Source organism: Streptomyces torulosus, from assembly GCF_001419765.1.
In the GTDB taxonomy this organism is placed as follows: Bacteria; Actinomycetota; Actinomycetes; order Streptomycetales; family Streptomycetaceae; genus Streptomyces; species Streptomyces torulosus.
Genome location: NZ_LIRK01000441.1, coordinates 1 through 13,571 on the forward strand (window position 1 = coordinate 1; position 13,571 = coordinate 13,571).

The 13,571-nt window shown below is 69.1% G+C and carries 11 protein-coding genes; 7 read left to right on the forward strand and 4 right to left on the reverse strand.

All coding sequences use genetic code 11. From position 1 onward, the window contains the following. Positions 1-43 precede the first annotated feature (43 nt). Positions 44-637, reverse strand: coding sequence for a CGNR zinc finger domain-containing protein (locus AOK23_RS28445; protein WP_107102891.1), 594 nt, complete (start codon positions 635-637; stop codon positions 44-46). 119 nt (positions 638-756) lie between these two features. On the opposite strand from AOK23_RS28445, the gene AOK23_RS28450 reads away from it, so the two are divergent. After that, positions 757-1,512: an MBL fold metallo-hydrolase gene (locus AOK23_RS28450; RefSeq protein WP_055715480.1), complete on the forward strand. Its 756-nt coding sequence runs from the start codon at positions 757-759 to the stop codon at positions 1,510-1,512. Positions 1,513-1,549: 37 nt separating this feature from the next. Here AOK23_RS28450 and AOK23_RS28455 read toward each other — a convergent pair whose 3' ends face one another. Both AOK23_RS28455 and AOK23_RS28460 read right to left on the reverse strand, forming a co-directional pair. Next, entirely contained in the window at positions 1,550-2,413 is an 864-nt protein-coding gene (locus tag AOK23_RS28455) for a phosphatase PAP2 family protein (protein WP_055715481.1), read from the reverse strand. Between the two features lie 132 nt (positions 2,414-2,545). Beyond that, positions 2,546-3,580 carry a LacI family DNA-binding transcriptional regulator gene (locus AOK23_RS28460; protein WP_055715482.1) on the reverse strand — a complete coding sequence of 345 codons (1,035 nt, stop codon included), beginning with the start codon at positions 3,578-3,580 and terminating at the stop codon, positions 2,546-2,548. Between the two features lie 461 nt (positions 3,581-4,041). On the opposite strand from AOK23_RS28460, the gene AOK23_RS28465 reads away from it, so the two are divergent. The 4 genes from AOK23_RS28465 to AOK23_RS28480 all read left to right on the forward strand — a co-directional run bounded on the left by AOK23_RS28465 (position 4,042) and on the right by AOK23_RS28480 (position 9,202). After that, positions 4,042-5,313 carry an extracellular solute-binding protein gene (locus tag AOK23_RS28465; RefSeq protein ID WP_055715483.1) on the forward strand — a complete coding sequence of 424 codons (1,272 nt, stop codon included), beginning with the start codon at positions 4,042-4,044 and terminating at the stop codon, positions 5,311-5,313. 134 nt (positions 5,314-5,447) lie between these two features. Then, complete coding sequence (locus AOK23_RS28470; RefSeq protein ID WP_055715484.1) at positions 5,448-6,452, forward strand: carbohydrate ABC transporter permease; 1,005 nt, start codon at positions 5,448-5,450, stop codon at positions 6,450-6,452. A 13-nt stretch (positions 6,453-6,465) separates the two neighbouring features. After that, positions 6,466-7,377, forward strand: coding sequence for a sugar ABC transporter permease (locus AOK23_RS28475; protein WP_055715485.1), 912 nt, complete (start codon positions 6,466-6,468; stop codon positions 7,375-7,377). 142 nt (positions 7,378-7,519) lie between these two features. Continuing rightward, the gene (locus AOK23_RS28480; protein WP_055715486.1) at positions 7,520-9,202 is read left to right on the forward strand and encodes a glycoside hydrolase family 13 protein; all 1,683 of its coding nucleotides are present in this window, start codon (positions 7,520-7,522) and stop codon (positions 9,200-9,202) included. Positions 9,203-9,274: 72 nt separating this feature from the next. Here the strand turns inward: AOK23_RS28480 and AOK23_RS28485 are convergent, their stop codons facing one another. After that, a complete protein-coding gene (locus AOK23_RS28485) occupies positions 9,275-9,679 on the reverse strand; it encodes a hypothetical protein (protein WP_055715487.1) in 405 nt (134 codons plus the stop codon). A gap of 298 nt (positions 9,680-9,977) precedes the next feature. Between AOK23_RS28485 and AOK23_RS28490 the strand changes: the two genes are divergently transcribed. Both AOK23_RS28490 and AOK23_RS28495 read left to right on the forward strand, forming a co-directional pair. Further along, the gene (locus AOK23_RS28490; RefSeq protein ID WP_055715488.1) at positions 9,978-11,360 is read left to right on the forward strand and encodes an alpha-amylase; all 1,383 of its coding nucleotides are present in this window, start codon (positions 9,978-9,980) and stop codon (positions 11,358-11,360) included. Positions 11,361-11,876: 516 nt separating this feature from the next. Next, a partial coding sequence (locus tag AOK23_RS28495) for an alpha-amylase family glycosyl hydrolase (RefSeq protein WP_240496603.1) occupies positions 11,877-13,571 on the forward strand: 1,695 nt, incomplete at its 3' end.

A 13,571-nucleotide genomic window follows, 5' to 3' on the forward strand; every position in this document is an offset into this window, starting at 1 on the left:
CCCCCACTCACCCGCACCCGCCAGAACCACCCGCACCCCCGAGCTACTGGGCCCCCCGTGTCCGCCGCGCGTACGCGCGAGCCGCTCGTACCCGGTCGCCGCACCGCGTCGAGCACCACTGCCGGCGCCCGTGCCGCAGCAGGTACCGGTTGCACGGAGTGGACCCGCACGCCGTCAGCCGTTCCGCGTCCGGCCCCGTCAGCAGGTCCGCCGCGTTCGCGGCGAGGACCGCGAGCGCGTGATCGACGAGCTGGGTCGTCGGATGGGTGGCCGCCCGGTACAGGCCCCGCCCCGGTTCCCAGCGCAGCAACGCCGCCGCAGGCGCCCGCGTCAACGCGTCGTTGATCGCGGCGAGCGCGCTCGCCGGCGCCGGCTGCCCGTCGACCCGCGACGCGAGCAGCGCCCGGATCTGTTCCCGCAGTGACCGCAACTGCGCCGCGCACATCTCCCGCATCCCCGCGTCGACGGGGGCGAGGCCGTGCTCGGTGAGCCAGTGGTTGGCGGTGACGGGCGTGCCGAGCAGGTCCAGGAACTGGCCGCCGGGCAAGGCGAGCGCGCTGTTGGCGAAATCGAGCGCGGGGTACTGCTCGGCCCCCGGCGCGGGCTCCACGATCACGGCCTCGTTCATGAGTCTCATGGTACGGCTTGCTCTCATCCGTGAGAGAGGACTACTGTCTCTCACGGATGCACAGCTATCCATCCGTGAGAAGTTCATGGCTGTTCCGCAGGGCACCATCCACGAGGGGGATTTCTTCCATGACCGACATCCGCGTCTTCGGCGGCCCCACCGCCCTCATCGAGTACGGCGGCCTCCGCTTCCTCACCGACCCCACCTTCGACGCCCCCGGCGACTACCCCATCCCCGGCGGCCGGCTGACCAAGACCGCTCCGTCCTCGGTCGCGCCCGCCGACCTCGGCCGCGTCGACGCGGTCCTGCTCTCCCACGACGAGCACCCCGACAACCTCGACCGCTCCGGGCGGGCCCTCCTCGCCGACGTACCGGTCACCCTGACCACCACCGGCGGCGCGGGCCGGCTCGGCGGGACCGCGCGGGGCCTCGCGCCCTGGGAGTCCGCGGAACTGCGCCGCCCCGACGGCGGCACCGTCACCGTCACGGCCACCCCCGCGCTGCACGGTCCGGAAGCGCTCGGGACGCAGGCGGTCGAGGCCGTCTCGGGCGAGGTCATCGGGTTCGTGCTGACCGCCCCCGACCTGCCCGCTGTCCATGTCACCGGGGACAACGCCTCACTGGCCGTGGTCAAGGAGATAGCGGAGCGGTTCGGTCCGGTGGACACCGTGGTGATGTTCGCGGGCGCGCCCCGCATCGGCATCTTCGACAACGCCCTGCTCGTCCACGACGGCGCCCAGGCCGCCGAAGCCGCACGGATCCTCGGCGCCCGCCGTGTCGTGCCGGTCCACTGCGACAGCTGGGGCCACTTCACCGAGGGCCGCGACGAACTGATCGCCGCGTTCACCGACGCGGGCCTCGCCGACCGCCTCCAGTCGGGCTGAACCCGGCGGTGCCGCCGGGCGGGCGCGGTACGCCGTGCTACGCCTTCACCGGCGCCATCATGCGGCCCCCGTCGCCCGCGGTCACCTGACGCGGCAGCGCGTACGGCATCGATCCGTACCAGAGCCGTGCCACCGCGTAGCCGAAGGCCAGGCAGAGCATGCCGCCGACCGCGTCCAGCCAGAAGTGGTTGGCGGTGGCGACGATGACCACGAGCGTCAGCGCGGGGTACAGGAGGCCCAGCACCCGCACCCACGGCACCGAGGCCAGCGCGAAGATCGTCAGGCCGCACCACAGGGACCAGCCGATGTGCATGGAGGGCATGGCCGCGTACTGGTTGGACATGTTCTTCAGGTCGCCGGACGCCATGGAGCCCCAGGTCTGGTGCACCACGACCGTGTCGATGAAGTTCTCGCCGGTCATCAGGCGCGGCGGGGCCAGCGGATAGAAGTAGTAGCCGACCAGGGCCACCGCCGTCGTCGCGAACAGCACCAGACGCGTCGCCGCGTAACGACCGGGATGACTACGGTAGAGCCACACCAGGACACCGAGCGTGACCACGAAGTGCAGCGTCGCGTAGTAGTAGTTCATGCCGACGATCAGCCATGTGACCGAGTTCACCGCATGGTTGATCGTCTGCTCGACGGCGATCCCCAGGTGGTGCTCGACCTTCCAGATCCAGTCGGCGTTGGTGAGGGCCTGGGCCTTCTGCTCCGGGACCGCGTTGCGGATCAGCGAGTACGTCCAGTAGCTCACCGCGATCAGCAGGATCTCGAACCAGACACGCGGGCGGCGCGGAGCCCTCAGCCGGTGCAGACGCCCCTGCTCCGGCGCGTCCGTGACGGACCGCGGAGCGGCCTGCTCCCGGCCTTCCTCCAGTGTCGTCACGGTCGTTTCACCCATGGGCACAGAGTCTGCCAGATAAGCCATCCCCCACCGATCATCCTCTGGTCGGGTTCTCTCCGCACATTCTCCGGGGTACCACCAGGGGTCGTCTCATACGCACGTATTGTCCCCATCCCCGTTCTCTCCGCCTTAAGTACGACTGCGATCCCCAGGCGCCGAAGCGGTCGACCCCCGCACCACCAGCTCCGGCATGAACACGAACTCACTGTGCGGCGCCGGAGTCCCGCCGATCTCCTCCAGCAGCGTGCGCACCGCCGCCTGCCCCATCGCGGGGACCGGCTTGCGGATCGTCGTCAGCGGCGGGTCGGTGAAGGCGATCAGCGGGGAGTCGTCGAAGCCGACCACCGAGACGTCCCGGGGGACCTCCAGGCCCCGCTGCCGGGCCGCCCGGATCGCGCCCAGCGCCATCATGTCGCTCGCGCACACCACCGCCGTGCAGCCCCGGTCCATGAGCGCCGTCGCCGCCGCCTGACCGCCCTCCAAGGTGTAGAGGGAGTGCTGGACCAGCTCGGTCCCGATGGCCGCGGCGTCCAGGCCCAACTGCTCCTGCATCGTGCGGACGAACCCCTCGATCTTGCGCTGCACGGGCACGAACCGCTTGGGGCCCAGGGCCAGGCCGATGCGGGTGTGGCCCAACGACGCCAGATGCGTCACCGCGAGACTCATCGCCGCACGGTCGTCCGGCGAGATGAAAGGCGCCTGCACCTTGGGGGAGAATCCGTCGACGAGCACGAACGGCACACCCTGTGCGCGCAGTTGCTCATAGCGCTGCATGTCCGCGGAGGTGTCCGCGTGCAGCCCGGAGACGAAGATGATGCCGGCGACACCGCGGTCGACGAGCATCTCCGTCAGCTCGTCCTCGGTGGATCCGCCGGGAGTCTGGGTGGCGAGGACCGGGGTGTATCCCTGCCGGGTCAGCGCCTGCCCGATGACCTGGGCCAGCGCCGGGAATATCGGGTTCTCCAGCTCCGGGGTTATGAGGCCCACCAGGCCCGCGCTGCGCTGCCGCAGCCGTACCGGCCGCTCGTAGCCCAGTACGTCGAGGGCGGCCAGGACGGACTGGCGAGTGGTCGCGGCGACGCCCGGCTTCCCGTTCAGGACGCGGCTGACAGTCGCCTCGCTGACCCCCGCCTGGGTTGCGATGTCGGCAAGCCGTGTGGTCACAGGACCGGACTGTACCGGCCGGGCATCCGCTTGCCCACCGGCCCGGCGTCGGGTGCGGGCGGGGGTGCGGCCCGCTGCGGGCTGCTGCGTCATCGCGGTCCCTCGTGATTCTGGTCGGTGTCCGTGGGGGCGCCCCTGCGCGAAGAGATGGATTTCGCAAGAGCTGACGGGCTGATGATTCCCGTCCCTGCCATGGTGTGGCAAGAGCTTGCAGAGTCTTTCACGACCGCCCACACCCTCCTTGATCGGCCCCGATACCGGGTCGCGGGGCAGTTGAGCGCAGGTCACGGCGGAGTAACCATCACCGCTTCTTGCACTTTTTTGCAGCAAGGTCTTTCGTCCGGCTTACATCGCTGTTACGTTCGGCCACGCCCGGCGGCGGCAACGGCGCGCCGGCACTCGGAGGAAGCGGCGGACGGGGCCCTTCTCCAGCACACGGGCTTAACCCTCAAGGAGATCTCATGCGGCGTGGCATAGCGGCCACCGCGCTGGTGGCGTCCCTCGCCCTCGCGGCGACGGCCTGCGGCGGAAGTGACAGCGGCGACTCGGCCGGCGGTCCGGTCACCATCACCTGGTGGGACACGTCCAACGCCACCAATGAGGCACCGACGTACAAGGCCTTGGTCAAGGAGTTCGAGGCCGCCAACAAGGACATCAAGGTCAAGTACGTCAACGTGCCCTTCGACCAGGCGCAGAACAAGTTCGACACCGCCGCCGGCTCCAAGGGCGCCCCGGACATCCTGCGCTCCGAGGTCGGCTGGACGCCCGCCTTCGCCAAGAAGGGCTTCTTCCTGCCGCTGGACGGCACCGAGGCCCTCGCGGACCAGGACAAGTTCCAGCCCAACCTGATCAAGCAGGCCCAGTACGACGGCAAGACCTACGGCGTCCCGTTCGTCACCGACACCCTCGCGCTGGTCTACAACAAGGAGCTCTACGAGAAGGCCGGCATCAAGGAGGCCCCCAAGAGCTGGGCCGACCTGAAGAAGGCCGCCGCCACCATCAAGAGCAAGACCGGCGTCGACGGCTACTGGGGCTCCACCCAGGCGTACTACGCCCAGTCCTTCCTCTACGGCGAGGGCGCCGACACCGTCGACGTCGCCGCCAAGAAGATCACGGTCAAGTCCCCCGCGGCCGTGAAGGGCTACGAGACCTGGCTGAGCCTGTTCGACGGCAAGGGCCTGCACAAGGCGGACACCACCGCCGACGCCTACCCCCACATCCAGGACGCCTTCGTCAACGGCAAGGTCGCCTCGATCATCCAGGGCCCGTGGGAGATCACGAACTTCTACAAGGGCACCGCGTTCAAGGACAAGGCCAACCTGGGCATCGCCACCGTCCCGGCCGGCTCCGCCGACAAGGCGGGCGCCCCGACCGGCGGCCACAACCTCTCGGTCTACGCCGGCTCCGACAAGGCGCACCAGGAGGCCTCGCTGAAGTTCGTGAAGTTCATGACCTCGGCGAAGTCCCAGGAGACCATCGCCCTGAAGAACTCCACGCTGCCCACGCGTGACGACGCCTACACCACCGAGGTCAAGGCCGACCCGGGCATCGCCGGCTACCAGACGGTCCTCGCCGCCGCCCAGCCGCGTCCCGAGCTGCCCGAGTACAGCTCGCTGTGGGGCCCGCTCGACACCGAGCTGCTCGCCATCGCCGGTGGCAAGAAGTCCCTGGACAAGGGTCTGAGCAGCGCGGAGACCTCGATCGCCAAGCTGGTCCCGGACTACAGCAAGTGACCCCGCGTGGCCGCCGCGACCGACCGACCTGTCGAGGGACGGACGCGGCGGCCACCGGCCCGCGTACCAGCCAGAACCGGCCCGCGTACCAGCCCGCCCCGATCTTCCAGTGATCTTCCAGAAGGTGTCGAACGATGACAGTCGCCATCGACCGAGCGACCGGCAAGCGCCGCGGTGAGCCGGGCGGGCGCCCGGGTCCGCTGTCGCGTCTGAAGCACTCCTACCAGCGCCACTGGTACGCCTACGCGATGATCGCCCCGGTGGTCGTCGTGCTCGGTGTCCTCGTGGTGTATCCGCTGGTCCGCGGCTTCTACCTCACGCTCACCAACGCCAACAGCCTCAACTCGGCGCGCACGATCGGCGTCAACCACATCGAGGCGACCTACGAGTTCATCGGCTTCGACAACTACGCCGACATCCTGTGGGGCCCGACCGCGTACGACCGCTTCTGGTCGCACTTCATCTGGACGATCGTCTGGACGGCGCTCTGCGTCACCCTGCACTACGTCATCGGCCTCGGCCTCGCGCTGCTGCTGAACCAGAAGCTGCGCGGCCGCACCTTCTACCGGCTGATCCTGGTCCTGCCGTGGGCGGTGCCCACCTTCGTCACCGTGTTCGGCTGGCGGTTCATGCTCGCCGACGGCGGCATCATCAACGCCGCCCTCGAAGCCCTGCACCTGCCGGCCCCGCTGTGGCTGGAGGACACCTTCTGGCAGCGGTTCGCCGCGATCATGGTGAACACCTGGTGCGGTGTGCCGTTCATGATGGTCTCGCTGCTCGGCGGCCTCCAGTCCATCGACGCCTCTCTCTACGAGGCCGCCGAGATGGACGGCGCGAGCGCCTGGCAGCGCTTCCGGTACGTCACCCTGCCGGGTCTGCGGTCGGTCAGCTCCACCGTCGTCCTGCTCGGTGTGATCTGGACCTTCAACCAGTTCGCCGTCATCTTCCTGCTGTTCGGCGACACCGCGCCCGAGGCGCAGATCCTCGTGACCTGGGCGTACTACCTCGGCTTCGGTCAGCAGCCGCGTGACTTCGCGCAGTCGGCGGCCTACGGCATCCTGCTGCTGGCCATCCTGATCGTCTTCACCTCCGTCTACCGCCGCTGGCTGAACCGCGATGAGCAGCAGCTCGCGATCTGAGGCAGGAGCCCCCATGAGCACCACGACCGTCAAGACCACGGCTCCGGCGGGCCCCCCGCCCGCGCCGACCGCCACCCCGCGCACGTCGCGCGGGCGCGGTGAGGGCAGCCTCGCCGGTTCCCTCGCCTCGCACGCCGTCCTCATCGTGGCGAGCCTGGTCGCGCTCTTCCCGATCGCCTGGCTGGTCTTCCTCTCCCTCGGCCCGGACAAGGACGACTATCTGCACCCCGGTCGCATCCCGGGCAAGATGACGTTCGACAACTACGCGTTCGTGCTGCAGAAGACGGCGTTCTTCGACTGGCTGGTCAGCACCCTCGTCGTGTCGCTCGGCACGACCGTCATCGGTGTGCTGATCTCCGCGACCACCGGCTACGCGGTCTCCCGCATGCGGTTCCCGGGTTACCGCAAGTTCATGTGGGTGCTCCTGGTGACCCAGATGTTCCCGGTTGCCGTACTGATGGTGCCGATGTACGAGATCCTGTCGGAACTCCAGCTCATCGACAGCTACCTTGGTCTCATCCTCGTCTACTGCTCGACGGCCGTGCCGTACTGCGCCTGGCTGCTGAAGGGGTACTTCGACACGATCCCGTTCGAGATCGACGAGGCCGGACGCGTCGACGGGCTGACCCCTTTCGGCACGTTCGCGCGGCTCATCCTGCCGCTCGCCAAGCCCGGGCTGGCGGTGGCCGCGTTCTACAGCTTCATCACCGCGTTCGGGGAGGTCGCCTTTGCCTCGACGTTCATGCTGTCGGACACGAAGTACACCTTCGCGGTCGGCCTGCAGAGCTTCGTCAGTGAGCACGACGCCCAGCAGAACCTCATGTTCGCCACGGCGGTCCTCGTCGCGATCCCCGTCTCCGCGTTCTTCTACCTCGTGCAGAAGAACCTGGTCACGGGTCTGACCGCCGGTGGCACCAAGGGCTGAGCCCGCCACCTTGAAGACTCCCGTACGCCTTGCCGTACGGGTGGCGGCCGCGGTGCCCATCCGACCCCGCTGTCACCGCGGCCGCCTCGTCGACCGATCCGAGACTCCGATGCCCCGCACTCCCTTACGTACCAAGGACGTCATGAGCCAGCACTCCGCCATCGACCCGGCCGACAACTCCGCGCTCGCCACGGTCGCCTCCCGCCGCGACTGGTGGCGGGACGCGGTGATCTACCAGGTCTACCCGCGCAGCTTCGCCGACAGCAACGGCGACGGCATGGGCGACCTGGAGGGCGTACGCTCCCGCCTGCCCTACCTGCGTGACCTCGGTGTGGACGCCGTCTGGCTGTCCCCCTTCTACGCCTCCCCGCAGGCCGACGCCGGGTACGACGTCGCCGACTACCGCGCCGTCGATCCCATGTTCGGCAATCTGCTGGACGCCGACGCCCTCATCCGCGACGCCCACGACCTGGGCCTGCGCGTCATCGTCGACCTCGTCCCCAACCACTCCTCCGACCACCACGAATGGTTCAAGCGTGCGGTGGCGGAGGGCCCCGGCTCGCCGCTGCGCGACCGCTACCACTTCCGCCCCGGCAAGGGCGAGAACGGCGAACTCCCGCCGAACGACTGGGAGTCGATCTTCGGCGGCCCGGCCTGGACGCGGGTGACGGAGCCCGACGGCACGCCGGGGGAGTGGTACCTGCACCTCTTCGCCCCCGAGCAGCCCGACTTCAACTGGGAGCACCCGGCCGTCGGCGACGAGTTCCGCTCCATCCTTCGCTTCTGGCTCGACATGGGCGTCGACGGCTTCCGCATCGACGTGGCGCACGGTCTGGTGAAGGCCGAGGGCCTCCCCGACCTTGGATCCCACGAGCAGCTCAAGCTGCTGGGCAACGATGTCATGCCGTTCTTCGACCAGGACGGTGTGCACGCGATCTACCGCGAGTGGCGTCTGGTGCTCGACGAGTACGCGGGCGAGCGTATTTTCGTCGCCGAAGCCTGGACCCCGACGGTCGAGCGCACGGCGAACTACGTCCGCCCGGACGAGCTCCACCAGGCGTTCAACTTCCAGTACCTCGGCACCGACTGGGACGCGGCCGAGCTGAAGGTGGTCATCGACCGCACCCTCGACGCGATGCGCCCGGTGGGCGCCCCCGCCACCTGGGTGCTGTCCAACCACGACGTGACCCGCCACGCCACCCGCTTCGCCAACGAGCCGGGCCTCGGCACGCAGATCCGCCTCGCCGGCGACCGCGAGCTGGGCCTCAGGCGCGCCCGGGCGGCGACGCTGCTGATGCTGGCGCTGCCCGGCTCGGCCTACGTCTACCAGGGCGAGGAGCTGGGCCTCCCGGACGTCGTCGACCTGCCCGACGAGGTGCGCCAGGACCCCGCCTACTTCCGGGGCGCCGGCCAGGACGGCTTCCGCGACGGCTGCCGGGTGCCGATCCCGTGGACCCGCACCGGGTCCTCGTACGGCTTCGGCGCGGGCGGCTCCTGGCTGCCGCAGCCCGCCGAGTGGGGCGACCTGAGCGTCGAGGCGCAGACGGGCGTCGCGGGCTCCACCCTGGAGCTGTACCGCACCGCGCTCGCCGTCCGCCGTGAGCAGCCCGCCCTCGGCGCGGGCGACTCCGTCGAATGGCTGAAGGCTCCCGAGGGCGTCCTCGCCTTCCGCCGGGGGGACTTCGTGTGCGTCGCCAACACCACGGGCGAGTCGGTCACGATCCCGACGTACGGCCGGGTCCTCGTCGCCAGCGGTGAGCCGACCGTCGCCGGGGACGAGGCGAAGCTGCCGGCGGACACCACCGTGTGGTGGGCCACGGCCTGACCGCAACGACCACTGAGGCCCGCCGACCCGGAAGGGGTGGCGGGCCTCAGTCGTGGTCCGCGGGCACGGCCGTCACGCCGTGACCCGGCCGCCGTCTCCCCGCGCGGCGGCGATCACCGCCGAGACGGTGGCCGTCGCGGCGAGGCTCCCCAGCATGACCAGGCCCACACCGATGCCGTAGAGGCCGCTCGCGTCGTCCGACCAGTCGTAGAACGAGGCGACGGTCAGCCCCGTCGTGGTCCCCGCCACCGCGCCCACGAAGTACCGGTGCGACGCCGCCCAGTACACCGCCGCGAGCAGGGTCAGCACCAGCCCGATCACCTGCCACGCCTCGTACGGTCCGGTCGTCGAACCGTCGGGGTGCACATCCCGCCGCTGGTCCCAGCCCAGCCAGGCGGCCCACATCGCCGATGAGGCCACTGCCAGCACGAGAACCGTCAACAGCTGGGCGGCGGGGTTGCTCTGTCGTCGAGTCATGCCACCAGCGTCCCGGCCGCGCGGCACCGCCCGACAGAGCGCACCTACTCAGTTCGCTCCGAGTACCTGAGCTGAGCACTCCCCACCTTCCTCAACCCCTTTGTCCGTGAAGACATTTCGCGGCGATGAAGAACGTGTGTCGGGAGGGTTGACCGTTCTGTGAACTGGCTCGTACCTTCTGGGCGGTTGAAAGTTTTCAGCCATCTTGCAGCAAGAATCGGCAACGGATCTTGCGCGCACCCGCTTCCGAACTCCCCTTCGGAGCCCCCAGGACCCCTTCAACGGAGAAGGACCCCACATGGCCAGCAGAACCCTCTCCGGCGTGCTCGCCCTCGCGGCGGGCGCGTCCCTCGCGCTGACCGTCCCCACGGGCGGCGCGTACGCCTCCCCGCCCGGGACGAAGGACGTCACCGCCGTCCTCTTCGAGTGGACATTCGCCTCGGTGGCCAAGGAGTGCACCACCACCCTCGGCCCCAACGGCTACGGATACGTGCAGGTCTCGCCGCCCGCCGAGCACATACAGGGCTCGCAGTGGTGGACGTCGTACCAGCCCGTGAGCTACCGGATCGCGGGCCGGCTCGGTGACGCCACCGCCTTCAAGAGCATGATCGACACGTGTCACGCGGCCGGTGTGAAGGTCGTCGTCGACACGGTCGTCAACCACATGGCGGCGGGCAGCGGCACCGGCACCGGCGGCTCGTCGTACAGCAAGTACACCTACCCCGGCCTGTACTCCTCGTTCGACTTCGACAACTGCACCGCGCAGATCACCGACTACCGGGACCGCGGCAACGTCCAGAACTGCGAGCTGGTGGGCCTCGCCGACCTGGACACGGGCGAGGACTACGTCCGCTCGGCCATCGCCGGGTACATGAACACCCTGCTCGGGTACGGCGTCGACGGCTTCCGCATCGACGCGGCCAAGCACATCCCGGCCGCCGACCTCGCCACCATCAAGTCGCGGCTGACCAACCCGTCGGTCTACTGGAAGCAGGAGGCCATCCACGGCGCCGGCGAGGCCGTCCAGCCGACCGAGTACACCGGCAACGGCGACGTCCAGGAGTTCCGCTACGCGTTCGATCTGAAGCGGGTCTTCAACAACGAGAACCTCGCCTACCTCAAGAACTACGGCGAGGGCTGGGGCTATATGAACAGCTCCGTCGCCGGTGTCTTCGTCGACAACCACGACACCGAGCGCAACGGCTCCACGCTCAGCTACAAGGACAACGCCTCCTACACCCTCGCCAACGTCTTCATGCTGGCGTACCCGTACGGGGCCCCGGACATCAACTCCGGCTACGAGTTCTCCTCCACGGACGCCGGGCCGCCCAACGGCGGCACGGTCAACGCCTGCTGGCAGAACGGCTGGAAGTGCCAGCACGCCTGGCCGGAGATCATGCGCATGGTGCCCTTCCGGAACGTCACGCGCGGTGAGTCCGTCACCAACTGGTGGGACAACGGGGGCGACGCGATCGCGTTCGGGCGCGGCAGCAAGGGCTTCGTGGCCATCAACCACGAGTCGGGCAGTCTGACCCGGACGTACCAGACCTCGCTCCCGGCCGGCACGTACTGCGACGTCCAGAACAACACGACGGTGTCCGTGAACGGCTCGGGTCAGTTCACCGCCACTCTCGGCTCGAACACCGCGCTGGCGATCTACGCCGGTAAGTCCGGCTGTTGACCGTTCCTGTGGACTGAGCATGAGTGAGCCCGCCCAGCCGCACGCCCCGAACGGTCCTGGGCGTACTGGTCCCCGGCGTTCTCGACCCCGGGGCGGCGACACGCATCCTGTGCGTGGTCCGGGCCCGGGAGGCCGGTTCCCTGCGCGACCTGGCCATACAGGTACGGCCGGCGGCGACGGGGAGGCCCTGAACCATCCTCTGGTGGAGCAGGGGCCCCGCACGCTGACGCCGTACCCGGTGTCGCAGATCGCACGACCACGTCAGCCCGTTCAGCCCAGGACGCCGCAAGCTCACAGGCGGACGATCACACGATCGAGCTGACTCGGCCTCGTGCGCACTCTGTGACAAGCGGCTACCACCCTCTCGTGCCGAATTGAAAGCACTTACCAGTGCTTTCAAGCCTCTTGCTGAAAACCTTTCGACGGCGATACGGTCGCGCGGGGTCGGACCCACCAGAGGGTGTTGTGCGGGACTTTCACAACGCCCCCAGAGCCGTCATCGCAAGGAGTCCCTCTGTGATACCGAGATGGCCGACGCCGTCGAGGCGCCGTACCGCCCGTGCCGAACGGGCCGCCGTGGTCGGCGCGGTCACCGTGACCGCGCTGACCGCAGCGCTCGTCCAGCCGCTCACGGCGGGGGCCGCGGCACCGCCCCCGCCGCCGTCCGACGCGAAGCTGGCCGCCGAGCCCGCCCGCCACGACCTGACCCGCGAGCAGTTCTACTTCGTCCTGCCGGATCGTTTCGCCAATGGGGACAGGGCGAACGACAAGGGCGGACTGACCGGCTCCCGCCTCGCCACCGGGTACGACCCCACCGACAAGGGCTTCTACCAGGGCGGCGACCTCAAGGGCCTCACCCAGCGGCTCGACTACATCAAGGGCCTCGGCACCACCGCCATCTGGCTGGCCCCCCTCTTCAAGAACCAGCCCGTCCAGGGCACCGGCGAGAACGCGTCCGCCGGCTACCACGGCTACTGGATCACCGACTTCACCAAGGTCGACCCGCACTTCGGCACCAACCAGGACCTTCAGACCCTCATCTCCAAGGCCCACGCCAAGGGCATGAAGGTCTTCTTCGACGTCATCACCAACCACACGGCGGACGTCGTCGACTACGAGCAGAAGTCCTACGACTACCTCTCCAAGGGCGCCTTCCCCTACCTCACCAAGGACGGGAAGCCCTTCGACGACGCCGACTACGCGGACGGCGCCAAGGCGTTCCCGAAGGTCGACCGGGACTCCTTCCCCCGGACGCCCGTCGTGCCGTCGTCGAAGAAGAACCTCAAGGTCCCGGCCTGGCTCAACGACCCGACGATGTACCACAACCGGGGCGACTCCACCTGGGCCGGCGAGTCCGCCACCTACGGCGACTTCGTCGGACTCGACGACCTGTGGACCGAGCGTCCCGAGGTCGTCGAGGGCATGGAGAAGATCTACGAGAAGTGGGTCAGGGACTTCCGCATCGACGGCTTCCGCATCGACACCGTGAAGCACGTCAACACCGAGTTCTGGACCCAGTGGGCCACCGCGCTCGACGCGTACGCGGCGAAGAAGGGCCGGGACGACTTCTTCATGTTCGGCGAGGTCTACTCCGCCGACACCTCCGTGACCTCCCCGTACGTCACCCAGGGCCGCCTCGACTCCACCCTCGACTTCCCCTTCCAGGACGCGGCCCGGGCGTACGCCTCCCAGGGCGGCAGCGCCGAGAAGCTCGCCGCCGTGTTCGGTGACGACTACAAGTACACGACCGACAAGGCCAACGCGTACGAGCAGGTCACCTTCCTCGGCAACCACGACATGGGCCGCATCGGGACCTTCCTCAAGCAGGACGACCCGAAGGCCACCGACGCCGAACTGCTCGCCAAGGACCGGCTCGCCAACGAGCTGATGTTCCTCAGCCGCGGCAACCCGGTCGTCTACTACGGCGACGAGCAGGGCTTCACCGGCGCCGGCGGCGACAAGGACGCCCGCCAGACCCTCTTCGCCTCCAAGGTCGCCGACTACCTGGACGACGACCAGCTGGGCACCGACCGCACCCACGCCACGGACGCCTACGACACGAAGGCGCCGCTCTACCGGCAGATCAGCGCGCTCGCCAAGCTCCGCAAGGCCCACCCGGCCCTCGCCGACGGCGTCCAGACCGAGCGGTACGCCACCGACGGCCCGGGCGTCTACGCCTTCTCCCGCACCGACGCCCGGACCGGCGTCGAG